Here is a 22,923-nt window from a genome sequence, read left to right as displayed (position 1 = left end):
TTCCTTCGTAAGGTTGAGGCCAGACGGAAACACCTGCGGTTTCCGATTAGTGGCAGTCTATGGCGCACTGCGTGGACTCAGCCTTTGGATGGTTGCCGTAAAGCCAGGCTGACTGGCAAAATCGGGTGGGTATGCAACATAAGGATCACAAATTCGCATTTGCCGCTGTTATGCCGGGGAAACTCTTTAAGTTGCTTATTATTCGGCATATTTTTGATTTATGTTGTGTTGATCAGCACAGTTTTTCATCTGTTGCCAGCGCGCCGCTTAACATGGCACTCACACAAAGCTGCGCGAATCACTTCCCCCGACGGGGTTAAATCCGTATAACGTGGGAAAAATCATCGGAACCAGGGATTGAGATGAAGAGCAAACGGTTAACGCTGGTGCTGTCGCAGGCGGTGAGCCGCGTGATGCTGGATGACATCCGCGCCATCGTGCCGCCCGAGGCGCTGAATGTGTTCATTAATGGCTTAGATAGTTGCCACTACGCCACGCTGGACTGCGTGCAGAGCGAAGAGAACTGCGCGCTGCTGGCGTCAGCCATTGTGGTGTGGCGTCAGCTCGGCCATGTGCATCAGATTCAGTATCAGAAAGGCGAACATCTGCGTCAGGTCGATGACGCGACACAATTTCAGCTATTCAGTATGATGAAAACCCACCGCGCGCTAATCCAGCTCGCTTAACGCTCAGGATGCATATGAAAATCGGTCTGCTGTTCCCCATCGCCATTATTGTTGCCGGTGTCAGTTTTCTGGTCTGGTTTATTGCCAGCGGCGCCATGATGCCCGGTTCCTGAAACGGTCCACTGACGCAGAATGCTGCGTCGGTCGCGTGATTCTTGCCGCTATTGCCAGCGCCCTGCCGGTGCTGGCAGTGATAAAAAGGTCGCCAGCGTTCATCTGCTTCACTCTTCCTTCACATCAGTTTAACAAAACCGAGCGTGGAGCCCCTGCACATGACCCTTCATCATCAACACTACATTAATGGCGCGTTTGTCGAGGCGCATAACGATAGCTGGATTGAAGTGATTAACCCGGCGACGGAGACCCTGCTATCACGTGTGCCCCAGGGCAGCAAACAGCAGGCAGCGGCAGCCATTGCCGCCGCAGAAGCCGCTCAGCCCGGCTGGGAAGCGTTACCGGCGGTGGCGCGCGGCGACTGGCTGCACCGCATCGCCACGGCAATTCGCCAGCGCGAGCCTGAGCTGAGCGCCACCCTCGTCGCGGAGGGCGGCAAAACCCAGGCGCTGGCGCAAACTGAAGTGCTGTTTACCGCTGACTACCTAGACTACATGGCGGAATGGGCGCGACGCTACGAAGGGGAAATCGTCAACAGCGATCGCCCAAACGAAAATATCTTTGTGTTTAAGAAAGCGATTGGTGTGACCACCGGTATTCTGCCGTGGAATTTTCCCTTCTTCCTGATTGCGCGCAAAGCGGCACCGGCGCTGATCACCGGCAACACTATCGTGCTGAAGCCGAGTGAGATCACCCCGAACAACGCCGCCCTGTTCGCCGCCATTATCGACGACATCGGCCTGCCGCCCGGGGTAATTAACATCGTTTACGGCTATGGCCCGGAGGTGGGACAGGAACTGGCCGCCAATCCTAAAGTCGGGTTAGTGAGCCTGACCGGCAGCGTCAACGCCGGCATCGCCACCATGGCCGCCGCGGCGCCGAATGTGACAAAAGTGTCGCTGGAGTTGGGCGGTAAAGCGCCGGCAATTGTCATGGACGACGCCGACCTCGATCTGGCCGTCAGGGCTATCGTCAGTTCGCGCATTATTAACAGCGGTCAGGTGTGTAACTGCGCCGAGCGCGTGTATGTGCAAGACGGCATTTACGATCGCTTTATCAGCGCCCTGACCGGGGCGATGCAGCAGGTGAAATTTGGCGATCCGGCGCAGCAGGCCGATGTGGATATGGGGCCGCTGATTAGCGCAGCCGCGTGCGACCGCGTCGGGCAAAAGGTCGCCAGCGCCGTTGCGCAGGGCGGCAAGGTGGTGCTGGGCGGCAAACGCGCCGGTGAACGCGGCTTTTATTTTGAACCGACCATCATCACCGGGGTACGTCAGGAGATGGCGATCATGCGTGAGGAAATCTTTGGCCCGGTGCTGCCGGTGATGCGCTTTAACACGCTGGATGAAGCCATCGCGCTGGCTAACGACTGCGACTATGGCCTGACCTCATCGCTGTATACCCGCGATCTGAACACCGCGATGATCGCGCTGCGCCGGCTGAAATTCGGGGAAACCTACATTAATCGCGAAAATTTTGAAGCGATGCAGGGATTCCATGCCGGCTGGCGCAAATCCGGCATCGGCGGTGCCGATGGCCGCCACGGGCTGGAGGAGTATCTGCAAACGCACGTCGCCTATCTGCAGTTTGCCTGATGCGTAAACACCGGTGCGCAGCGCGCACCGGTTGCCACTTAGCGTATCCGTTTCTGACTGCGCAGCAGCGCTACCCCGCTAAAGAGCGACATCGCCATCAGGTAGTAGCCCGGCGCCAGACTGGTGCCGGTGGCACTGATCAGCAGCGTGCAAATCAGCGGTGCAAAACCGCCAAACACCGTAACCGCAATGTTATAGCTGATGGCCATGCCGCTGGCGCGCGTACCAATCGGGAACAGATCCGCCATCACCGAGGGTACGGTAGAAAAATAGATCGATTTCAGCAGCGCCATCCAGCATACCAGCACAATCAGCGTGGTCGGCGTAGTGTGATTGACCACCAGCCGAAAGGCCGGATAGATGGTGACCATCAGCAGTATGAGCGATCCCCACATCAGCGGCAGGCGGCCAATGCGCTCCGCCCACAATCCCATCAGCGGCGTCACTACCGTCAGAATCACCCCGGCCAGCAGCGTGGCAGTAAAGGCCACCGAGCCCGGCAGATGCAGGTTTTTGGTTGCGTAGGTCGGCACGTAGTTGAGCATGTAGTTGACCGCCGTGGAGATCACCATCAGGCCAATCGCCAGCAGCATCAGCGCTTTTTGCCGGCCAAACAGCCGTTTCAGCGGGGCCGCTTCCGGCGTCTGTGCGGCAAAGCTGGCGGGCTCATGCACGTGGCGGCGGATATACAGCCCGAGCGGGCCAATCAGCAGGCCGAAGGCAAACGGAATACGCCAGCCCCACGCCTGAATCTGGCTTTCGCTCAGGATCTGCGTCAGACCGAGACCAAACGCCGAAGCCATTAGCGTGCTGGCGCCCTGGGTGGCGAACTGCCAGCTGGCGATAAAGGCTTTGCGCTCGGGAAAATGCTCGACCAGAAACGCCGTGGAGCTGCCAAACTCGCCACCGGCAGAAAAGCCCTGCACCAGGCGCGCCAGCAGGATCAGCAGCGGTGCGAGCAGGCCGATGCTGTCGTAGCCCGGCATAAACGTGATGATGGCTCCGCCAAGCATCATCAGGTTGATGGAGAGCAGCAGCGCTTTTTTACGCCCGTGGCGATCGGCATAGTTGCCCAGCACCACCGCACCCAGCGGGCGAATCAGAAAGGAGACGCCGAAGCTGCCAAAGGTCAGCAGCAGCGAGACCGACGCATCGCTGGTGGGAAAGAAGGCGTGGGCGATATAGCTGGCGAAGAAGCCATATACCGCAATGTCGAACCACTCCAGCGCATTACCAATGCAGGTCGCAAACAGCGTTTTGTGCAGGTTTGGCTTCACGCCGCTCAGCGGCGCGCTATGGCTGAGGCTGCTCATGCGCCACCTCCGGCATAGGCGCGGTGTTGCGCCAGCCATTCCGTGCCCTGCTCGCCCAGCTCCCACAGCAGCTGCGTCATGATCTGCAGCCCTTCGCGGGCAATCGATTTCAGCATGTGCTCATTCACGCCATGTTGACCGCAGGCGGGATACGAATGTGGCACCCACAGCGTTGGCAGGCCCAGAATCTCCGCGAACACCTCATTTGGCAGCGATCCACCAAGGTTGGGCAGCAGCGCCGGTTTTTTGCCGCTGGTTGCCGCCATGCTGTTCAGCACCCAGTGCACCAGCGGATCGTCAGGATCAAGACGCGTGGCGGGTGAACCACGCAAAAACTCAACCTCAACATCATGGAAGCCGTGCTGCGCCAGATGCGCGCTGACGTGCTGCGCCAGCCGCTGCCAGTCGGTACCGACCACAAAACGCAGCTGGCACACCGCCGTCGCGCTGCCGGGAATGGCATTCATCGGGCGCGCCGGATTACCGGTGAGAAACGACAGCACTTCCAGCGTGTTCCAGCCGTACAGGCGTTCGGCAGGCGTCAGGCCTGGCTCGCCCCAGTTGGTGTCAATCGCGGGATCGCCTGGCATGCCACCCACCTCGATATCGCTGAGAATGGCGCGCACCTGCGGCGTCAGCGAGTCGGGCCGCAGCGCCTCCACCTGCAGCACGCCCTGCGCGTCCACCAGCGTGGCGATGGCGCTGGCCAGCCGGGTGCCGGGATTGCTCAGCAGTCCGCCCCAGTTGCCGGAGTGATAAGCATTGTCACGCGCGTTGATGGTCAGGCGGAAATTTACCGCACCGCGCGAACCGAGGAACAGCGTCGGCCGCACGGCGTTGAGCCGCGGACCGTCTGAGGCAATGAACAGGTCAGCCTGCAACAGTTCCGCCTGCTGCTGACACAGCTGCGCCAGCCCCGGCGAGCTGATCTCTTCGCCCATCTCAAACAGCCATTTGCAGTTAAAGCCGAGACGGCCGCCGCGCGCCTGGTACACCTGCTCCAGCGCCGCAAGATTGACGCAGTGCTGACCTTTGTTGTCGGCGCTGCCGCGTCCGTACCAGCGATCGCCCTCTTCGGTCAGCTGCCACGGCGACAGCCCGCTGCGCCAGTTTTCGTCATCGCCGAATACCACATCACCGTGCCCGTAGCTCAGCAAGGTCGGTAAGGCGGGATCTTCCATGCGCACCGCCACGAGGAATGGCCGGCCGGCAGCGTGCGGGTTATCGATGAGCTGTAGCGTGAAGCCCAGCGCCTGCAGTTGCGGTGCAATCTCCTGTTGCAAATAGTCCTGTAACGCCACATCGCGATCGTCGCGCTGGCTCTCGGTCTGCCACGCCACGCGGCGCGCCAGGATACGTTGAAATTCCCCGCTGTCGAAATATGCGGTGGCCTGCTGAACCGCCTGTTGTGCTGACATGTTTGCCCTGCCTGTTATAGGTCTGCTGTTTTTTCATCTTTGCGGAAAGGCAGCTTTGCCACAATTATCAATTTATCGAGTAAGATTTGCCTTTAAAGCAAAGCTGCATTGCCCGATTTCGAGGCAGGCACAGACGGAGGCCATGGCATGTTAAGCACGGAAATGCGTTATTTTCTCGCGGTAGCCGATTGCGGTTCGCTCAGCGCGGCCAGCGCCCAGCTGTTTGTGGCGGTCTCTGCCATTAGCCGCCAGATTCAGCGGCTGGAGCAGCAGCTGGGCGTGACGCTGTTTGCCCGTCATGCGCGCGGCATGGTGCTGACCGAGGCCGGCGAGATTTTTGCCCATCACGTGCGCAAAAATCTGCTGGATATGGAGTATGCGCTGGCGGAGATCAAAGGCCTGAAGGCGGTGCGGCGCACGCTGATTCGTGTCGCCTGTACCGACGGGCTGGCGTTTACCCTGCTGCCCCGGCTGATTGCCGCCTTTCGCCGCGATCATCCCGGCGTGCTGTTTGACGTCCGGGTGGCTAGCGCGCAGGGCGTGGCTGAACTGCTGCGCAGCGGCGAGTGCGACGTGGCATTGCAGTTTAGCCTGCACGCGGAACGTGCGGTTGAGGTGGTGGGCTCATGGCCGGCGCCGGTGTTGCTGGTGATGCATGACAGCCATCCGCTGGCGGGCGTGCCGCAGGTGGCGCTGGCCGATCTCAGCCACTATCCGCTGGCGCTGCCGCAGCAAAACACCACGGTACGCCAGCTGTTTGAGCTGGCCAGCCACATGAGTGGCCACCTGATTGAACCGGTGCTGACCTGCGACAACTTCTCCACCCTGTTCCATTTTTTACTGCGCACGCCGCTGGCGGTGACCATTTGCAGCAGTTTTACCCTGGCGGAGGAAGCGCAGCAGCAGGGTCTGGTGATGCGCGCGGTCAATATCGATCAGCTGAGCCAGCGTACGCTGCAGCTGCAGACGCAGTCAGGGCGACCCCGTAGCGCCGCCCTGACTCTGTTTCTGACCTTTCTGCAACAGCAGCTCAGCGCGCTGTCCGCTGCGATTAAGGCGTGATATCCACCGGATAGAAGATATGCTTGCCGAACGGATCCACCTGGTAGCCGCTGACCGATTTACGCACCGGCTCAAAAATCGTTGAGTGCGCAATCATGACCGCCGGCATCTGGTCATGCATCATCTGCTGCGCCTCGCGGTATAACGCCACGCGCTTGTCGTGATTTTGTTCGGCGCGCGCCTTGGTGATGATTTTCTCAAACGGCGCATAGCACCATTTGGACGAGTTGGAGCCGCCGTTCGCCGAGGTGCAGCTGTACAATGGCCCGAAGAAGTTATCCGGATCGCCGGTGGCGGTGGTCCAGCCCATCAGCGCTGCCTGATGCTCACCGCCCTTAACGCGCTTGAGGTATTCGCCCCACTCATAGCTGACGATGTTGGCTTTGATGCCCACTTTTGCCCAGTCGGCCTGAATCATCTCAGCCATGCGGCGGGCGTTGGGATTATACGGCCGCTGGACCGGCATCGCCCACAGCGAAATTTCGGTGCCCGGCTGAATGCCGGCCTGCTGCAGCAGCGCTTTGGCCTGTTGCGGATCGTAGGCGTAATCCTGCAGATCTTTATCAGCACTCCACACATCCGGCGGCAGAATATTCTTCGCCACCGTGCCGGTACCTTTGAAGATGGCATCAATGATCGCCTGCTTATTGATGGCCATCGCCAGCGCCTGGCGCACTTTCACGTTATCCAGCGGGGCTTTGGTGGTGTTGAACGACAGGAAACCGGTGTTGAGGCCAGATTTCTGTTCCAGCGTGATGTTCGGGTTGTGGCGCATGTTGTCGAGATCGGCCGGATTAGGGAACGGCATCACCTGGCACTCGTTTTTCTCCAGTTTGGCATAGCGCACCGAGGCGTCCGGGGTGATGGAAAACACCAGACGATCGATTTTAGCCTTGCCCTGCCAGTACTGCGGGAAGGCTTTGTAGAGAATGCGGGAATCTTTTTGATACTGCACCAGCTCAAACGGTCCGGTGCCAATCGGCTGCATGTCGACCTTTTCCGGCGTACCGGCTTTCAGCATCTGGTCGGCATATTCCGCCGAGTGAATCGAGGCGAAATACCACGCCAGATCGGCGAGAAACGGCGCTTCGGCATGGGCCAGCGTAATCCGCACCGTCAGATCATCCACCTTATCGATACGGGTGATCAGTTTTGCCAGCTCGAGGCTTTCAAAGTTGGCATAGTTACCGCCCGAAACGGTGTGATACGGGTTTTTCGTATCGAGCTGGCGCATAAACGAGAAGATCACGTCATCGGCGTTGAGATCGCGCGACGGCGTAAACAGTTTATTGCTCTGGAACTTAACCCCTTTGCGCAGATGGAAGGTATACACCTTGCCGTCCGGGCTGATCTCCCAGCGCTCCGCCAGGCTGGGCACCAGCTCGGTGGTGCCCGGTTTGAAATCCACAAGGCGGTTAAAAATCGGCACGGCGCTGGCGTCCACGCTGGTACCGGAGGTGTAGAGCTGCGGGTTGAAGTTCTCCGGCGAGCCTTCAGAACAGTAAACCAGCGTCTTCGCCGAGACGCCGCCTGCAACCGCTAACCCCAGTGCGCTAAGCGCCAGTTTTCCTATCATCTTTTTCATCGTCTTCTCGCTTTTTATTGACTTCCATGAGCCAGCATCGGTATTTATTTCATAAATAACATGATTTAGCCGTCTGGCGTATCTCCAGTGGCGCAAAGCTAATAAGGAATTGTGATGACAGACCAACTTGCCCGTCAGCTGACCCAGCGTTTTTACCGTTATCTGGCGGTCTCCAGCCAGAGCGATGCCAAATCCAGCACGCTGCCCAGTACGCCGTCGCAACACGCCATGGCGGAACTGCTGGCGCAGGAGCTGCGCGATCTCGGTCTGCAGGATGTGGTGATTGATCAGCATGCCACGGTGACCGCCGTGAAACCGGGCAACCGGCCTGGCGCGCCGCGCGTGGGCTTTATCACCCATATTGATACCGTCGATGTCGGGCTATCACCGGATATCCATCCGCAAACCCTGCGCTTTGAGGGCGCGGATCTGTGTCTGAATGCGCAGCAGGACATCTGGCTGCGGGTGGCGGAGCATCCGGAAATCCTGCCGTATGTCGGTCAGGAGATTGTGTTCAGCGACGGCACCAGCGTGCTGGGGGCCGACAACAAAGCGGCAGTCAGCGTGGTGATGACGCTGGTGGAGAACCTGCGTGGCGAGCACGGTGATGTGGTGGTGGCGTTTGTGCCGGATGAAGAGATCGGCCTGCGCGGCGCCAAGGCGCTGGACCTGGAGACGCGCTTTAACGTCGATTTCGCCTGGACCATTGACTGCTGCGAGCTGGGCGAAGTGGTGTATGAGTGCTTCAACGGCGCCTCCGCTGAAATTACCTTCACCGGCGTGCCGGCGCATCCCATGTCGGGCAAAGGCGTGCTGGTGAATCCCCTGCTGATGGCGCACGACTTCATCGCCCGCTTCGACCGGCTTGCCACGCCCGAGCATACCGCCGGGCGCGAAGGCTATATCTGGTTCAATGATATGCAGGCCAATGCCAGCCAGGCGGTATTGAAAGCGTCGATTCGCGATTTCGATTTAAAGGGTTTTGATGCGAAGAAGCAGCAGCTGGTGGAAGTCGCCGATCAGATCGCCGCGCACTATCCGACTGGTCACGTCGCGCTGAAGATCAATGATATCTATAGCAACATCAGTAACGCGATAGGTGAGGACCGGCGGGCAATCGATCTGATTTTTGCTGCGCTGCAGCAGGTGGGGGTGGAACCTAAAGTGATTCCGATGCGCGGCGGCACCGATGGGTCTGCGCTGTCGGCCAAAGGGTTACTGACGCCGAATTTCTTCACCGGCGCGCACAATTTCCATTCGCGTTTTGAATTCCTGCCGATCCCGTCATTTGTGAAGTCGTATCAGGTGGCGGAAGCGCTGTGTTATCTGGCAGCCCGATAAGCGCGGTTGCAGAGAAATGTTGAGACAGCCTGACCGGCGATTGCCGATCAGGCTGACACCCGCTTACTTGCTGACGCTGACGTCAATGCCCGGGAAGAATTTCGCCGCCAGTTTAGTCACGGTGCCGTCGGCCTGGACTTTGGCGATGGCCGCATCCAGTTCCCCTTTCAGCTTGCTATCGCCTTTGCGCAGACCGAAACCAATGCCGGAACCGAGAATGGTGTCGTCTTCCACCGGCTTACCGGCGAAGGCGAAACCTTTGCCCTGCGGCTTATCGAGGAAACCAGACTGACCGGCGGCGGACATCACCAGCGTACCGTCAAGACGGCCAGCGACCATGTCGTTGTACACCTGGTTCTGATCCTGATACGACGTCACCGTCACGCCCTGGGATTCCCAGTGCTTTTTAGCGTAGGTTTCCTGAATCGAGCCCTGCAGCACGCCGATATTTTTTCCTTTCAGCGACGCCGCCGTCGGCTCGAGTTTCTCGCCCTGCTTCACAATCAGCATGGTGGGAATGCGGTAGATCGGGTTGGTGAAGTCGATACTTTTCGCCCGCGCCTCGGTGATGTTCATCGCCGAGTTAATCGCATCGAATTTTTTCGCCTGCAGCGCCGGGATCAGCGCATCAAAGCTGCTCTCAACCCATTTGCAGTCAAAATGGCCGACCTGGCAGATGGCTTTGCCCAGTTCGATGTCAAAACCCTCCAGCTCGCCCTGCGCGTTGCGGCTTTCAAACGGCGGATATTGTGACTCCAGACCGTAGCGCAGGCTCTCCTGCGCCAGCGCCTGCACGGAGGTGATCATGCCCAGTGCGATAAACAGTGCGTTCAGTTTTTTCATTATTTTCCCCTAATTACCCTTTAACCCGGCACAGCGCCTGCGCGCCGGCTTCGAGCGTTGCGTCGTCTTTAGCAAAAGAAAGGCGGATTAATTTATTGTCAGTGCCATCCATATAAAACGCCGACAGCGGAATGGTAGCCACACCGTGATCGACGATGAGACGTTTTACCATTTCACTGTCGCTTTCGTCACTGAAATGTCCGTAGCTGGCCAACATAAAGAACGAACCGGCGCTCGGTAACAGCCTGAACGGTGAATCCTGCAGCAGCGTCTGCAGCCGATCGCGCTTCGCCTGATAAAACGACGACAGCTGCAGATAGTTTTGCGGGTTCTGCAGATACTGCGCGAAGCCAACCTGCATTGGCGTATCGGCGGCGTACATCATGAACTGATGCACCTTGACGATCTCCGCCATCAGCGCAGCAGGCGCCAGCGCATAGCCGACGCGCCAGCCGGTGACGTGGAAGGTTTTACCGAAGGAGGACACCACCACGCTGCGCTGTGCCAGTTCCGCGTGCGTGGCCATGCCGCAGTGCGTCTGGCCGTCAAACACGATGTGTTCGTAGACTTCATCAGACAACACCACGATGTCGGTGTTACGCGTCAGGGCCGCCAGCTGTTCGAGATCGGCGGCATTCAGCACCTGTCCGCTCGGGTTATGTGGCGTATTGATGATAATCATGCGCGTACGCGGCGTGATCGCGGCACGCAGTTCGTCCCAGTCAATCGCAAAATCCGGCACCTGCAGCTTGAGGCCGATCGGCGTCGCGCCCTGTAACCGCACCACCGGCGCGTAGCTGTCAAAGGCTGGCTCAAAGAAGATCACTTCATCACCCGGATGCACCAGCGCCGAAATCGCCATGTAGATGCCCTGACTGGCACTGCCGGTGATCAGGACTTCGCTGGCGGCATCGTACTGCTGGCCATACAGGCGGTGCACCTTCTCCGCCAGCGCTTCACGCAGCGCCGGTAAACCGGTCATGGCGGCGTACTGATTATGGCCGTCGCGCATCGCCTGGCTGACCAGCTCAACCAGCTGCGGGTCACACGGGAAATTGGGTGCGCCCTGAGAGAGATTAACGGCCTGGTGCTGTGCGGACAGCTGGCCGATCACGCTAAAAATGGTGGTGCCGACGTCCGGCTGTTTGGAGGAGAGCTTCACGCTGCTGTTCAGGGTCATCATTGCTCCACAGGTTGCATAACCACGTATCGGAAGTAGATTTCTATTCAACGGCGCGACGCTTGAGTCGACAAGCGAATTGTTGTCATAATAGCCATGATAAAAAATCATAGCTCGAGGCCGTTATGTCCCGCTCTGCTCTGCCACTCAACGCCATTCATGCCTTTCTGGTCACCGCCCGTCATCTCAACCTGACGCGCGCCGCCAGCGAACTGTGCATCACTCAGGGCGCGGTGAGCCGCAAAATTGCGGCGCTGGAGAGCTGGCTGGGGTTTGCCCTGTTTGAACGCCACGCGCGCGGTCTGCATCTCACCGATCAGGGCGCGGCGCTACTGCCGGAGCTGCAACAGGGATTCAATCTGCTGGTCAATGCCACTGAGAAAGCCAGCCGCAGCAACGCCTCGATTCGGCTGAAAGCCCCGACCTGCGCTATGCGCTGGCTGGTGCCGCGCCTGGTGGCGCTGGAGCAGCAGCGGCCAGACATTCACGTGGCGCTCACTACCACGCTCGATCATGCGTCGCAGCTGGAAAACTTTGATGCGGCGATTGTATTCGGCACGCCGCCTGCCGGTGCCATTCCGCTGTTTGCCGAGCGCCTGACGCCGGTGCTGGCCAGCAGCGTGCCGGCACCGCGCCATGTCAGCGAACTGGCCAAATTCACCTTCCTGCACCCGACCGGCGATACGCGCGACTGGCAGCTATGGCTGTCCGGCCAGGCGGAGCAGCTGCCGATGGCGCGCAATCAGCACTTCGCCACCATGGATTTGGCGATCAGCGCGGCGATTCAGGGATTTGGCGTGACGGTGGCGGATATTACGCTGGTGGAGAATGATTTGGAGAATGGGCGGTTAATTGCCCCGTTTGCCGCGAGTGTGGCAACCGGGGCGAGCTACAGCCTGTTACAGCGGGCGGAAAAAGATGCGCCACCGTTTTTGCCGCAGCTGGTGGCGTGGTTGTGTCAGCCTCAGAATGAAACCCACTCTTCACTGCTGGCGGGTTTACCCTGAGCGCCTGCGGCGGCAGATAACACCGGCCGGCGCAGCGCAGGCGCAGCAGTGGATACCACGGTCTGCGCGCGCGGCGCGCTGTCAGACAGACGGAACTTCGCCACCGACGCCTGCAGCTCTTCGGTCTGACGCTCCAGCGCGCTGGCCGCCGCCGACACCTGCTCCACCAGCGATGCGTTCTGCTGGGTGACGCTGTCCATTTCGGTGACGGCAGTGCCGACCTGCGAAATCCCTTTGCTCTGCTCTTCCGACGCGGCAGCGATGTGCTTCATGATCTCATTCACATCCTGCACCGACTTCAGAATGTCATGCATGGTGCTGCCAGCGCTGCTGACCAGCTCCGAGCCTTTCTCAACGCGTGACACCGAATCTTCAATCAGCGTGGCGATCTCTTTTGCGGCGCCGGCGCTGCGTTGCGCCAGGTTGCGCACTTCGCTGGCCACCACGGCAAAGCCGCGCCCCTGCTCACCGGCACGCGCCGCTTCGACTGCCGCGTTGAGCGCCAGGATGTTGGTCTGGAAGGCGATGCCGTTGATCACGCTGGTGATTTCGGCAATCTTTTTCGAACTGCCGGAAATGCCCTGCATGGTGGTCACCACTTCGCCAACCAGACGGCCGCCCTGCTGTGCGGTGCCGGTGGCGGTCTCCGCCAGCGCGCTGGCCTGACGTGCGTTGTCGGCGTTGAACTTCACCGTGGCAGTCAGTTGCTCCATGCTGGCCGCGGTCTGTTCCAGCGCCGCCGCCTGCTCTTCGGTGCGCGATGAAAGATCGTTATTGCCGGCTGAAATTTCTGCCGCGCCGCGGTAGATGTTCTCCGTGCCGCTGCGAATAGCGCTGACCGCTTCACGCAGGCTGTCCTGCATCGCCCGCAGCAGTGGCACCAGTTTGCCGACGCAGTTGCGGCCAAATTCTTCCACCGGCTGGCTGAGATCGCCCTGCGCAATCACGGTAAAATGGTTACGAATGCGATCCAGTGGTTTCACCAGCATCGTCACCAGGTAACGGTCAGTGAACAGCAGAATCAATAAGCCGAACACCACCGCCGACACAATAATCACTTTGGTCATGCTGGTAAGCGTATCCACGGTCACGCGGGTCTCATCCAGCTTGCTGCTGGCGGCCTGATTAAACGCTTCTGCGCTGGCACCAAACGCCCGGCTCAGCGGCGGCGTGACATTGTTGGCCTGCGCGCGCCATGCATCCAGTGAAGCCTGCTGCGCCAGCGCCACCTGTGGTGCGATCCCCTCATCCAGCAGTTTCTGCCAGCTGCTGATCACATTGTTCACCGTCTCGCTGTCCATCGGACCCGGCGCCATGGCTTTGAACTGGGTTAACTGCTGTTTCATGTTATCCAGTGCCTGCTGCACCGGCGCGAACGCTTCCGCGGTCGGCGCGTTACCGGCGGTGCGGCCTTCCATTACCCGCGACAGACGCGTGACCACGCGGAAATATTGATCGTTGCCTTTGCTGAGCGCCGTCATCTGGTTTACCAGCTGACGATCAATCTCGTTACCCTCGCCAAGCGCATTCAGCGAGTGGACGCTGAACAGCCCTACGCCACACCATAACAGGCAGAAGAGCCCGAGAATGGTCAGCATAACGGCGCGAATCGTGAAGTTTTTTAACATACCCATACATAATCCCCTGGTGTGAACGCTGGCAGCCCGGATAAAACAGGGCTTAGGGTATTTATCGGCAGCGAACCGGGAAAAGATAAATGTTTTGTAAGCTAATTAATTGCAGGATGGGGTGCCGCGCGGGGCGGCTGAGCGGTCGTAAAATCAGGCAGATAGCGGCCAATTTGCCTTAAAAAAACATTGATGTTTTTACATGATTAGCAGGCTTATTAAAGTTTAACGTGGCTGCGCATCATCAGGCGAAACAGACGCAGACGGCCGCGCATAAATCGCGCCTTCAGCACCGATTCCGCTTTACCGTCGTGGCCAAAAGCGAGAGTCAAATCTTCACCTGGCCGCCATACCGGCCAGTCAGGCTCCCCGTCGAGCCGCAGCCGATGGCTGAACTCACTGGCATCCCGCGCAAAGGCCACCCACCAGGCGCTGACGCGGCCGGCAAAGGCGATATCGCTGGCGCTGTAATGCCAGTCACCCGGCGGCGGCAGCGTCGCGAGCGTATTAAAGACATAAGGAATTTCGTTGCCGTGCCAGGTGCCGTGCGGGTAGAGATGACGCGCGTTTTCTGACACATAATCAAACCAGTAACGCCACGCAGGCATGCCGATGCTGTGCTGCGACTGCGCCACCAGCAGCGGCATGACGGTAAACGCCATGTCGCGCGCCACCGCGCGTCCCAGCAGGCTGTCATCATGGATATCGTACAGCCACTTCAGCAGGCGATAACTCAGGCGACTTTTGCTGCGCAGCTGCTGTAACACGCTGCGGGCATCCACGCCGAAGTAGTCCAGCACGCTGGCTTCATCGCTGTTGCTGCCAATCATCAACGGCACGCGATGCTGTTTACCCGCCATAAAGGTGTCGAGCATCGGTCTGGGTAGCACCGCATCGCCGCTGATGGCCACCGGCCCCAGCGCCAGCGGTCGCTCCAGCGGCCAGAAACTATCGGCCGGCAGTGCGCGCAACTGTTCCGCACTGGCATCCGCGGCCAGATTGAAATGCGCTGCCACCTGCAGGCCTGTTTGCTGCGCCTGCTTATGCGGCACGTCCGGCAGGCTGTAGGCACTTTGCACGATGCCCTTATGAAACAGCCCTTCGGCCAGCGGCGAGCAGCACAGCGACAATACGCTGCGCGCGCCGGACGATTCGCCAAACAGCGTGACGTTATGGCGATCGCCGCCAAACGCCGGGATGTTGCGCTGAATCCACTGCAGCGCGGCAATTTGATCCAGCAGCGCAAAATTATTGACCACCTTGCCCGGTGGATACTGGGCGTCGAGCGCCGGATGCGCGAAAAAGCCGAAATGGCCAAGGCGGTAATTGAGTGTCACCACCACCACGCCCTGCGCTGCCAGCGCTTTGCCGCGATAGGGATCAAGGCTGCCGGCGCCGATGCTGAAGCCGCCGCCGTGCAGCCATACCATCACCGGTAACGGCGTAACGGGTTCGACATCGGGCGTCCAGACATTCAGATAGAGGCAATCTTCGCTGAAGCGGCCCGGATCGCCGCCGCCGGCCGCCACGCAGTAGTCACGATTTTGCCAGCTGGCATCGCCCCACGCGGTGGCATCGCGCAGCGTTTGCCACGGTGCCACCGGCTGCGGCGGACGCCAGCGCAATGCGCCAACCGGCGGCGCTGCATAAGGTATTCCTTTAAAGGTAAACAGTTCATCATCCATCAGGCCTCTGAGTTCACCTTCTGCCGTCATGATCCTCAGACGTCGTTCATTTTTCATTGCGGGTTCCTGGTAAAGCCTGATTCCATTATTTGCAGGCCTCAGTGGAATGTCTATGTTCTGCAGGCATTTGCAGATTAAGCCGAATAAGCGACCGATTCATTGAACAACTTCATCAAATTTTTTGGTTAACTGCAGCGGTGCATTCTGTTTTATGGTTGCAAGTTAACCTGGCGTGACGGAGAGACGTGATGTTTGCTGGCATCAATCAGCTGTTCACCCGGATGAGCGATCACCCGGATTTCGGTAAATTGCTGTTACGCTTAACCTTCGGCGGGCTGTTGCTGTTTCATGGCGAGTTTAAGGCGATTCATGGCGTCGGCTGGATCGCCCATCTGCTCAGCGTCAAAGGCATGCCAGGTTTCATCGCTTACGGTGCTTACATCGGGGAAATTGTGGCACCCATCATGGTCATCGTTGGCCTGCTGACGCGCCCGGCGGCCTTTATCATTGCCGTTAACATGGTAGTCGCAACGCTGCTGGTGAAAATGGGCGCACTCTGGCATCGCACCGATGTCGGCGCCTGGTCGCTGGAAACGGAAGCGCTTTACCTGCTGGGCGCGCTGGCCATCCTGTTCCTGGGTGCCGGAAAATACACGCTGGTGCGCGACGCACGCCTGCAATAATCATTAGAAAGAAAACCAGCCGGCCTGTAAAAGTGAACCTGTCACTTTTCAGGCCGCTTTTTTACGCCCTACTCCTGCACGCCGCAGCGTGCCAGACTGCGCTGTTGCGTCTGCTGATACAGCACCATCTCATCCTGCACGGCGGCACCGAGCGCGGCTTCAAAATCAGCACGACTGGCATTGCCGGCGCTGCGGGCCTGAGTCTGGTTGCCCAGATTAGACTGGAAGATGCCGGCCGCGCTCACCGGCAGAAAATCTTCGTAGACAATCGGTTCCGCCTGTAAACGGCCGGCGGCCAGCAGCTGCGCCACGTTTTCCCCGGCGCGCGGCGGCTGATGCTCACCCTGCGGCGTCAGACGGTAACGGAACCACGCCAGCTCCTGCTCGCGCAGCGTCTGTTCATCATCAGGAAAATCACGAAACACCGCGCTGAGGTGCTGCTGATGCTGCTGGTTATCGCTGCCGGTACCGGCCTGCGCCAGCAGCCGGTCGTACAGCGCGCGGCCTTTAGGCGTGAGCGCCGCGCCGCGCTGCTCGATTTCACCGAAGCGCGCGGTATGGGTGCCCGGCGTGCCATCATTAAAATGCACCGCCTCTTCCAGCGCTTTGAAGCTGGTCTGGCGCAGCAGAATCGGCACCGCGCGCGGCGGCGGCCCTTCAATCAGGATTTTCGGTTCGATGCCGCGCGAAGGCATCAGCGCCTGCACGCGATCGATGTCCAGCGTGCGTGGCGTCAGGTGATTGATGTGGCAGCCGCGGAAGCACACGACGTCGGCAATCAGGCGATGCTGCTGGCTCAGCGCGCGGTAGGTGGCGCTGTCCACCGTGGTGTGCGCATGCCAGCGAAAAGTTTCCAGCGCCTCCTGAACAAAGCGGGCGGCATCGGCAGCATTGAGACCGCCCTGCTGCTGATGCTGCGCGATCAGTGCCCGGCAGTCAGGCGTGAAGATGTCGCGCGCCGCCAGGATAGCCGCGGCTTTGTCGCGCAGTGCGGCATCGTCGATCAGCTCCAGCCGCAGCAGCGAGGTGAAAACGCGGAAGGGATTGCGCCGCAGCGCGCTGTCGCTGACCGGGCGAAAGGCAGTAGAGTGCACCGGCACGCCCGCCTGTGACAGATCGTAATAGCCCACCGGCTCCATCCCCATCACGGCAAACATCTGCCGCAGCGTGCTGAGCTCTGCGGCAGTGCCAACGCGAATGGCACCGTGACGCTCCACGCCGAGGCGGCTCAGCTCATCGGCGGCGGCCAGACGGTTTTTCAGCGCCGGCTGCGCTTCTAAGGTGCGTTCGTTAACGGCGGTAACCAGCTGCGTCAGGGTGCCATATTGCGGCACCTCCTGCTGGTACATGGCCGACATGGCCTGAGAAAACAGCGTGCGGATGGCATCGCGGGTGAGAAAGTTATCCATGGTCATCACCTTGGGCTAAAGGGTTGCTGCTACTGTAGATCAACCCTTTAGCGGCGGGTAACATTTTCGCGGAACTGTGATCGCCCTGTCACTCGGTGGCGCGCGGCCGGTCACCAAAGCGGCATTTCAGTACCAGCATCAGCGTGGTCAGCGCCGCCGGCAGCGCCAGCAGCAGAAAGATCTGGCTAAACGACCAGCCGAGGGACAGCAGCTCAGCGCCGACGAAGGCGCTGATGATCGCGCCGATGCGGCCGACGCCGTGCATCCAGCTGGAGCCGGTCGCGCGGGCATGGGTGGGATAGTAACTGGCCGAGAGTGCATTCATGCCGGTGTTGGCACCGTTAAAACAGAAGCCGCTGCAGAAGGCGATGGCGCTCATCAACCCGACCTGCGCCGGGGAAAACCCGAGCGCCACAATGGCGATGCCGCCGCAAAAGTAAATAATGGCCAGCGCCAGATTGGCGTTGATGCGGTCCATCAGCCAGCCGGCAAACAGTGAGCCAACGGTGCCGCCCGCCTGATACATGGCGGTGACGATAGCCGCTTCGGTGACAGACATGCCCAGCGTGTTGATCAGCGATGGCAGCCAGCTGCCAATCAGGTAGACCAGAAACAGCCCCATAAAGTAGCCGCCCCACAGCATCAGGCTGCCAAACAGATAGCGGGGTGAGACGACGGTGGCCACTGCACCGTGGCGCGCGGCCAGCGGTTCACTGCTTTGAAAATGGCTGTCAGGCCGGACGCTGCCCGGCAGCATGCGCGCCAGAATAGCGTGAATGCGTGCAGCGGGCGCGCGCTGGCTGATGAGAAAGCGCACCGACTCCGGCAGGCCGCGCAGCAGAAACGGCAGCACCAGCAGCGGCAGCACGCCGCCCATCAGCATCACGGAATGCCAGTCATAGCGCGGCAGCAGCCACGAGGCGGCAAAACCGCCGGAGGCCGCGCCAAAGGTGAAGCCGCAGAACACCACGGTGATAATAAACGAGCGGCGCCGCTCGGGCGCGTATTCGGCCACCAGCGTGCCGACGTTGGGCATCGCCGCTCCCAGCCCCAGACCGGTGAGGAAGCGGAACAGCATCATCTGTTCGATGTTTTGCGCCATGGCGGTCGCCAGCGTCCAGAGGCCAAAAAACAGCACGCTGAGCAGAATCATCACGCGGCGGCCGTAGCGATCGGCCAGCGGTCCAGCCACCATGGCACCCAGCGCCAGGCCAATCAGCGCCGCGCTGATCACCATCCCCAACTGATGATTGGTCACGCCCCAGCTGGCTTTCAGCGTCGGCGCGATAAAGCCCATCAGCGCGATATCCATGCCATCCAGCGCTACCACGACAAAGCACAGCGCAATTAAACGCTTCTGCCAGCTGCTTAACGCGCTCTGGTTGATGAGCTGGCGGACGTCAATGGCTTCAGCGCTGGTCACGGTACCACTCCTGCAGGATTATCACGAATAGGTCATCAGTTTTGGTAAAAAAAACGGCGCTTATGATAGCGCATCGTTAACAATAACGGGCAGGATTTTTAAGTGAAATTGAGAATTATTCAACATTTTACCCGCTAAGCTACTGATAACGCTGAGTACAGAAACGCGCCTGGATACCCGGTTATTTATAAAGCCAACCAATACAGCCACTTACTAAAACTTCTCACGCTGACTGTTTTTGTTAATATAATTTTGCAGGTAAGTTAACAGAATCTCGGTCAGCCACTTGCCGCTGACCACTCTGACTCATTACGCTGGCGTTTATGGACAAAAATCATCTCTTTAATCAGCGCATTCGTCTGCGCCATTTACACACCTTTGTGGCAGTCGCGCAACAGGGCACGCTGGGCCGCGCGGCGGAAACCCTGAATCTGAGTCAGCCGGCGCTGTCTAAGACGCTCAATGAGCTGGAGGAACTGGCGGGCGCCCGTCTGTTTGAGCGCGGTCGCCTCGGTGCTCAGCTGACGACACTGGGAGAACAGTTCCTGACCCACGCGGTGAAAGTACTGGATGCGCTTAACCACGCCGGACAAAGTTTCAACTCGCCGGTTTCCGGACGCCCGATCGTGATCCGCCTTGGCGCCCTCACCACCGCCGCCATGGGGATGCTGCCGCAGATCCTGGATCGCTTCCACGAACAGCAGCCGAACACCACGGTACAGGTGGCCACGCTGCACAATAATGTGCTGCTGGCTGGCCTGCGCGCCGGGGAGTTTGATATTGGCATTGGCCGTATGGCGGACAGCGAAATGATGACCGGCCTGACCTACGAATTGCTGTTTCTCGAATCGCTCAAGCTGGTGGTGCGACCGGAGCATCCGCTCTTAAGTGACAACGTCACACTTTCCCGCGCCATGCAGTGGCCAGTGGTGATTTCGCCTGAAGGCACCGCGCCGCGGCGTATTGCCCAGCACATGCTGGATGAACAAGGCTGCTCGCTGCCGGGCAACTGTGTCGAAACCTCGTCCACCTCGCTGGCCCGCCAGCTGGCGCTGCGTTATGACTATGTGTGGTTTGTGCCATCCGGCGCGGTGAAGGAAGATTTAAGTCACAATGCGCTCAGCGCGCTACCCATCGCATCGCCCGGCCCCGGCGAGCCGGTGGGCATTATTACCCGCAGCGGCCACTCGCTCTCGCTAAGCGCGGAAGTGCTGATGGCCACCATCCGCAAATTTCACAGTTAACGGCTGCGTTTGGCGTGGCGTTCGCGATTATCGAGGCGCGCGCGATCGGTTTTGCGCAGCCCGACATAGACTGCGCCGCTGCCGCCGTGTTGCGGTTGCGCACTGCAGAAAGTTTGAACGTCGTCAAATTGTCGCAGCCAGCGTGCCACGTAGCTGCGGACAATATTGGCGTGCGCTTCATCATCCCGCCCTTTGCCATGAATAATCAGCAGATTGCGCAGGCCCTGTTTACGCGCTTCCAGCATAAAGCTGAACAGCGATTGCCGGCAGGTCTCCACCGGCTGGCGTAACAGATTAAGACTGGCGTCCAGCGTATATTTGCCCAGCCGCAGCTTGTCGAGCACGCCCTGCTGAATGCCATCGGCTTTATATTCCAGCGGCGTGTCGCGCGGGATAATCTCAAGGAAGCCGCGCGTCAGGAAGTTTTCCGGTGCGTCGTCATGCGGCTGCTGGCGCGGCGCTTTGGTAGACGGCGCGCGCAGCCACTGGGTGTTGGCGCAATCTTTTAACGGGGTTACATCACCCATGGCATCGCGGAAAAGGTCTTCATCATCAAGGTTCATGGTGTTTTCCTCACGCCTGGTGGTGAATCGGGCGCAACATGCCACCCGAAAGCAAAATAGTAGCAAAGGTTATCGGCTATCACATCCGTCACTTTCTGCGCGGATCAGGTTGTGTCCGGATGTAAATATGGAAAGAAAACGTTCCAGATCAAAAAACGGCTGGTCATTTGCAGACATCAAAGCCGCGAATACCCAGCATTTGTGCGGTTTTGATCATTATTACTGCTCGGATGAGTTCACATGACAAAGAAAAATGTTAAAATTGACGACAGTCAATAATCATCGAGCGTACCTATATGATCCCGGAAAAACGCAGCATTCGACGTATTCAGTCTGGCGGTTGTGCCATCCACTGTCAGGATTGCAGTATCAGCCAGTTGTGTATTCCCTTCACGCTGAACGAACATGAACTGGATCAGCTGGACAATATTATTGAACGCAAAAAGCCGATTCAGAAAGGCCAGACGCTGTTCAAAGCCGGTGATGAACTGAAATCCCTTTATGCTATCCGCTCCGGCACCATTAAAAGTTACACCATTACCGAACAGGGTGATGAACAGATCACCGGTTTCCATCTGGCGGGCGATCTGGTGGGCTTTGATGCCATCGTCAGTGCGCATCATCCGAGCTTCGCTCAGGCGCTGGAAACGGCCATGGTGTGTGAAATCCCTTTTGAAACCCTCGACGATCTGTCCGGTAAAATGCCGGCGCTGCGTCAGCAGATGATGCGTCTGATGAGCGGCGAGATCAAAGGCGATCAGGATATGATCCTGCTGTTATCGAAAAAGAACGCGGAAGAGCGTCTGGCGGCGTTTATCTGGAACCTGTCGCGCCGCTTCGGCCAGCGCGGTTTCTCACAGCGTGAATTCCGCCTGACCATGACGCGCGGCGACATCGGTAACTATCTGGGACTCACCGTCGAAACCATCAGCCGTCTGCTGGGACGTTTCCAGAAAAGCGGCATGCTGGCGGTGAAAGGCAAATATATCACCATCGAAAACCATGCGCTGCTGGCTGAACTGGCCGGCCAGACCGATCAGGCAGCGTAACCGCCTGCCGGGTCGATAAATGTTATTTTATTGATCCGGCAACAACTTTTCCGCTTCTGCCCTGCGCCATCTTAGGCTATCTTTAATCCAACTTCGCTTTGGTTTGAGGAGAGTGCCTTATGTCCCGGTATCAGCATATTCTGGTGGCGATTGATGCTCAGCAGGACGACCAGCCGGCGCTGCGGCGTGCGGTGTATCTCAATCAACGTATCGGCGGAAAAATCAAAGCCTTCCTGCCTATCTACGACTTCTCCTACGAAATGACCACCCTGCTGTCGCCCGACGAGCGCGTCAACATGCGCAAAGGGGTGATTAGCCAGCGTACCGAATGGATCCGCGAACAGGCCCAGGCCTATCTGGAAGCCGGCGTGGATATCGAGATCAAAGTGGTGTGGCATAACCGGCCGTACGAAGCCATCATTCAGGAAGTGCTGGCGCATCAGCATGATTTGGTCCTGAAGATGGCGCACCAGCACGATCGTCTGGAAGCAGTGATTTTTACCCCCACCGACTGGCACCTGCTGCGTAAGTGCCCGTGCCCGGTATGGATGGTCAAAGACCAGCCGTGGCCGGAAGGCGGCAAAGCGGTGGTGGCAGTAAACCTCGCCAGCGAGGAACCGCATCATGATGAGCTCAATCAAAAACTGATCCGCGAGACCACACGGCTGGCCGAAATGGTGAATCACACCGAGGTGCATCTGGTGGGCGCCTATCCCGTCACGCCGATCAACATTGCTATCGAACTGCCGGATTTTGATCCCAGCGTCTATAACGATGCCATTCGCGGCCAGCATCTGGTGGCGATGAAAGCGCTGCGCCAGAAATTCTCCATCGGCGAGGAGTTTACCCACGTGGCGAAGGGCCTGCCGGAAGAAGTCATCCCGGATATCGCGTCGCATCTTGACGCCGGGATTGTGGTGCTGGGCACCATTGGTCGTACCGGTCTGTCAGCTGCGTTTCTCGGCAATACCGCTGAACAGGTGATCGATCACCTGCGCTGTGATTTGCTGGCGATTAAGCCGGATGATTTCAAATCGCCGATTGACCTCGACGATGAGGAAGATGAAGAGGATTAAATAACACAGGGCGGCCATC

At 59.0% G+C, this 22,923-nt stretch carries 20 protein-coding genes; 10 read left to right on the top strand and 10 right to left on the bottom strand.

The window, feature by feature from the left end:
• Positions 1 to 362 precede the first annotated feature (362 nt).
• The 3 genes from C1Y42_RS05055 (at position 363) to aldA (ending at position 2,395) form a co-directional block, all read left to right on the top strand.
• Complete coding sequence (locus C1Y42_RS05055) at positions 363 to 686, top strand: hypothetical protein (protein WP_058769772.1); 324 nt, start codon at positions 363 to 365, stop codon at positions 684 to 686.
• A 14-nt stretch (positions 687 to 700) separates the two neighbouring features.
• A complete protein-coding gene (locus C1Y42_RS23370; protein ID WP_021313714.1) occupies positions 701 to 799 on the top strand; it encodes a YoaK family small membrane protein in 99 nt (32 codons plus the stop codon).
• Between the two features lie 159 nt (positions 800 to 958).
• A complete protein-coding gene (aldA, locus tag C1Y42_RS05050) occupies positions 959 to 2,395 on the top strand; it encodes an aldehyde dehydrogenase (protein ID WP_104092922.1) in 1,437 nt (478 codons plus the stop codon).
• Between the two features lie 38 nt (positions 2,396 to 2,433).
• Here aldA and C1Y42_RS05045 read toward each other — a convergent pair whose 3' ends face one another.
• A complete protein-coding gene (locus tag C1Y42_RS05045) occupies positions 2,434 to 3,708 on the bottom strand; it encodes an MFS transporter (protein WP_104092921.1) in 1,275 nt (424 codons plus the stop codon).
• Positions 3,705 to 5,126 carry a M20 family metallopeptidase gene (locus C1Y42_RS05040; RefSeq protein WP_104092920.1) on the bottom strand — a complete coding sequence of 474 codons (1,422 nt, stop codon included), beginning with the start codon at positions 5,124 to 5,126 and terminating at the stop codon, positions 3,705 to 3,707. Before C1Y42_RS05040 ends, C1Y42_RS05045 begins: the two co-directional genes overlap by 4 nt.
• A 147-nt stretch (positions 5,127 to 5,273) precedes the next feature.
• Between C1Y42_RS05040 and C1Y42_RS05035 the strand changes: the two genes are divergently transcribed.
• Positions 5,274 to 6,188 (top strand): LysR family transcriptional regulator, encoded by a 915-nt coding sequence (locus C1Y42_RS05035; protein WP_021506093.1) that lies wholly within the window; start codon positions 5,274 to 5,276, stop codon positions 6,186 to 6,188.
• Here C1Y42_RS05035 and C1Y42_RS05030 read toward each other — a convergent pair.
• Complete coding sequence (locus C1Y42_RS05030) at positions 6,178 to 7,773, bottom strand: ABC transporter substrate-binding protein (RefSeq protein WP_104092919.1); 1,596 nt, start codon at positions 7,771 to 7,773, stop codon at positions 6,178 to 6,180. The genes C1Y42_RS05035 and C1Y42_RS05030 overlap by 11 nt on opposite strands.
• Before the next feature lie 114 nt (positions 7,774 to 7,887).
• On the opposite strand from C1Y42_RS05030, the gene pepT reads away from it, so the two are divergent.
• Positions 7,888 to 9,114 (top strand): peptidase T, encoded by a 1,227-nt coding sequence (gene pepT, locus C1Y42_RS05025; protein ID WP_058780594.1) that lies wholly within the window; start codon positions 7,888 to 7,890, stop codon positions 9,112 to 9,114.
• 63 nt (positions 9,115 to 9,177) lie between these two features.
• Here the strand turns inward: pepT and C1Y42_RS05020 are convergent, their stop codons facing one another.
• Both C1Y42_RS05020 and C1Y42_RS05015 read right to left on the bottom strand, forming a co-directional pair.
• Positions 9,178 to 9,957: a transporter substrate-binding domain-containing protein gene (locus C1Y42_RS05020; RefSeq protein WP_021506096.1), complete on the bottom strand. Its 780-nt coding sequence runs from the start codon at positions 9,955 to 9,957 to the stop codon at positions 9,178 to 9,180.
• A 13-nt stretch (positions 9,958 to 9,970) separates the two neighbouring features.
• Complete coding sequence (locus C1Y42_RS05015; protein WP_104092918.1) at positions 9,971 to 11,137, bottom strand: methionine aminotransferase; 1,167 nt, start codon at positions 11,135 to 11,137, stop codon at positions 9,971 to 9,973.
• A gap of 125 nt (positions 11,138 to 11,262) precedes the next feature.
• On the opposite strand from C1Y42_RS05015, the gene C1Y42_RS05010 reads away from it, so the two are divergent.
• Complete coding sequence (locus C1Y42_RS05010; protein WP_104092917.1) at positions 11,263 to 12,144, top strand: LysR substrate-binding domain-containing protein; 882 nt, start codon at positions 11,263 to 11,265, stop codon at positions 12,142 to 12,144.
• Here the strand turns inward: C1Y42_RS05010 and C1Y42_RS05005 are convergent.
• Together C1Y42_RS05005 and C1Y42_RS05000 are read right to left on the bottom strand one after the other, a co-directional pair.
• Positions 12,102 to 13,778 carry a methyl-accepting chemotaxis protein gene (locus C1Y42_RS05005; protein ID WP_104092916.1) on the bottom strand — a complete coding sequence of 559 codons (1,677 nt, stop codon included), beginning with the start codon at positions 13,776 to 13,778 and terminating at the stop codon, positions 12,102 to 12,104. The genes C1Y42_RS05010 and C1Y42_RS05005 overlap by 43 nt on opposite strands.
• Positions 13,779 to 13,990: 212 nt before the next feature.
• Positions 13,991 to 15,514, bottom strand: a complete 1,524-nt coding sequence (locus tag C1Y42_RS05000; RefSeq protein ID WP_104092915.1) for a carboxylesterase/lipase family protein — start codon at positions 15,512 to 15,514, stop codon at positions 13,991 to 13,993.
• Positions 15,515 to 15,705: 191 nt separating this feature from the next.
• On the opposite strand from C1Y42_RS05000, the gene C1Y42_RS04995 reads away from it, so the two are divergent.
• Entirely contained in the window at positions 15,706 to 16,140 is a 435-nt protein-coding gene (locus tag C1Y42_RS04995) for a DoxX family protein (RefSeq protein ID WP_058769762.1), read from the top strand.
• A gap of 68 nt (positions 16,141 to 16,208) precedes the next feature.
• Here C1Y42_RS04995 and C1Y42_RS04990 read toward each other — a convergent pair whose 3' ends face one another.
• Both C1Y42_RS04990 and C1Y42_RS04985 read right to left on the bottom strand, forming a co-directional pair.
• Positions 16,209 to 17,549, bottom strand: a complete 1,341-nt coding sequence (locus C1Y42_RS04990; RefSeq protein ID WP_104092914.1) for a VOC family protein — start codon at positions 17,547 to 17,549, stop codon at positions 16,209 to 16,211.
• A gap of 88 nt (positions 17,550 to 17,637) precedes the next feature.
• Positions 17,638 to 18,972 carry an aromatic acid/H+ symport family MFS transporter gene (locus C1Y42_RS04985; protein ID WP_104092913.1) on the bottom strand — a complete coding sequence of 445 codons (1,335 nt, stop codon included), beginning with the start codon at positions 18,970 to 18,972 and terminating at the stop codon, positions 17,638 to 17,640.
• A 323-nt stretch (positions 18,973 to 19,295) separates the two neighbouring features.
• Between C1Y42_RS04985 and C1Y42_RS04980 the strand changes: the two genes are divergently transcribed.
• Positions 19,296 to 20,216: a LysR substrate-binding domain-containing protein gene (locus tag C1Y42_RS04980; RefSeq protein ID WP_021506104.1), complete on the top strand. Its 921-nt coding sequence runs from the start codon at positions 19,296 to 19,298 to the stop codon at positions 20,214 to 20,216.
• Here C1Y42_RS04980 and smrA read toward each other — a convergent pair.
• Positions 20,213 to 20,779, bottom strand: coding sequence for a DNA endonuclease SmrA (smrA, locus tag C1Y42_RS04975; protein WP_021506105.1), 567 nt, complete (start codon positions 20,777 to 20,779; stop codon positions 20,213 to 20,215). The two genes, C1Y42_RS04980 and smrA, sit on opposite strands and share 4 nt — an antisense overlap.
• A 296-nt stretch (positions 20,780 to 21,075) precedes the next feature.
• Between smrA and C1Y42_RS04970 the strand changes: the two genes are divergently transcribed.
• Both C1Y42_RS04970 and uspE read left to right on the top strand, forming a co-directional pair.
• Positions 21,076 to 21,828: an FNR family transcription factor gene (locus C1Y42_RS04970; RefSeq protein WP_031279133.1), complete on the top strand. Its 753-nt coding sequence runs from the start codon at positions 21,076 to 21,078 to the stop codon at positions 21,826 to 21,828.
• A 119-nt stretch (positions 21,829 to 21,947) separates the two neighbouring features.
• On the top strand, positions 21,948 to 22,904 hold the full coding sequence (gene uspE / locus C1Y42_RS04965) for a universal stress protein UspE (RefSeq protein WP_058758505.1): 957 nt from the start codon (positions 21,948 to 21,950) through the stop codon (positions 22,902 to 22,904).
• The last annotated feature ends 19 nt before the right edge of the window (positions 22,905 to 22,923 follow it).

Origin of the sequence: Pantoea sp. ICBG 985 (genome assembly GCF_002928365.1) — a bacterium.
In the GTDB taxonomy this organism is placed as follows: Bacteria; Pseudomonadota; Gammaproteobacteria; order Enterobacterales; family Enterobacteriaceae; genus Pantoea; species Pantoea dispersa.
The sequence above is the reverse complement of the archived record's forward strand: the minus strand, read 5'-3'. Positions and strand labels throughout refer to the sequence as shown.

What these genes read in the sequence shown, in the direction of transcription:
- C1Y42_RS05055 (WP_058769772.1), top strand. Translation starts at nt 363, where the DNA reads ATGAAGAGCAAACGGTTAACGCTGGTGCTGTCGCAGGCGGTGAGCCGC.
- C1Y42_RS23370 (WP_021313714.1), top strand. Translation starts at nt 701, where the DNA reads ATGAAAATCGGTCTGCTGTTCCCCATCGCCATTATTGTTGCCGGTGTC.
- aldA (WP_104092922.1), top strand. Translation starts at nt 959, where the DNA reads ATGACCCTTCATCATCAACACTACATTAATGGCGCGTTTGTCGAGGCG.
- C1Y42_RS05045 (WP_104092921.1), bottom strand. Translation starts at nt 3,708, where the DNA reads ATGAGCAGCCTCAGCCATAGCGCGCCGCTGAGCGGCGTGAAGCCAAAC.
- C1Y42_RS05040 (WP_104092920.1), bottom strand. Translation starts at nt 5,126, where the DNA reads ATGTCAGCACAACAGGCGGTTCAGCAGGCCACCGCATATTTCGACAGC.
- C1Y42_RS05035 (WP_021506093.1), top strand. Translation starts at nt 5,274, where the DNA reads ATGTTAAGCACGGAAATGCGTTATTTTCTCGCGGTAGCCGATTGCGGT.
- C1Y42_RS05030 (WP_104092919.1), bottom strand. Translation starts at nt 7,773, where the DNA reads ATGAAAAAGATGATAGGAAAACTGGCGCTTAGCGCACTGGGGTTAGCG.
- pepT (WP_058780594.1), top strand. Translation starts at nt 7,888, where the DNA reads ATGACAGACCAACTTGCCCGTCAGCTGACCCAGCGTTTTTACCGTTAT.
- C1Y42_RS05020 (WP_021506096.1), bottom strand. Translation starts at nt 9,957, where the DNA reads ATGAAAAAACTGAACGCACTGTTTATCGCACTGGGCATGATCACCTCC.
- C1Y42_RS05015 (WP_104092918.1), bottom strand. Translation starts at nt 11,137, where the DNA reads ATGACCCTGAACAGCAGCGTGAAGCTCTCCTCCAAACAGCCGGACGTC.
- C1Y42_RS05010 (WP_104092917.1), top strand. Translation starts at nt 11,263, where the DNA reads ATGTCCCGCTCTGCTCTGCCACTCAACGCCATTCATGCCTTTCTGGTC.
- C1Y42_RS05005 (WP_104092916.1), bottom strand. Translation starts at nt 13,778, where the DNA reads ATGGGTATGTTAAAAAACTTCACGATTCGCGCCGTTATGCTGACCATT.
- C1Y42_RS05000 (WP_104092915.1), bottom strand. Translation starts at nt 15,514, where the DNA reads ATGAAAAATGAACGACGTCTGAGGATCATGACGGCAGAAGGTGAACTC.
- C1Y42_RS04995 (WP_058769762.1), top strand. Translation starts at nt 15,706, where the DNA reads ATGTTTGCTGGCATCAATCAGCTGTTCACCCGGATGAGCGATCACCCG.
- C1Y42_RS04990 (WP_104092914.1), bottom strand. Translation starts at nt 17,549, where the DNA reads ATGGATAACTTTCTCACCCGCGATGCCATCCGCACGCTGTTTTCTCAG.
- C1Y42_RS04980 (WP_021506104.1), top strand. Translation starts at nt 19,296, where the DNA reads ATGGACAAAAATCATCTCTTTAATCAGCGCATTCGTCTGCGCCATTTA.
- smrA (WP_021506105.1), bottom strand. Translation starts at nt 20,779, where the DNA reads ATGAACCTTGATGATGAAGACCTTTTCCGCGATGCCATGGGTGATGTA.
- C1Y42_RS04970 (WP_031279133.1), top strand. Translation starts at nt 21,076, where the DNA reads ATGATCCCGGAAAAACGCAGCATTCGACGTATTCAGTCTGGCGGTTGT.
- uspE (WP_058758505.1), top strand. Translation starts at nt 21,948, where the DNA reads ATGTCCCGGTATCAGCATATTCTGGTGGCGATTGATGCTCAGCAGGAC.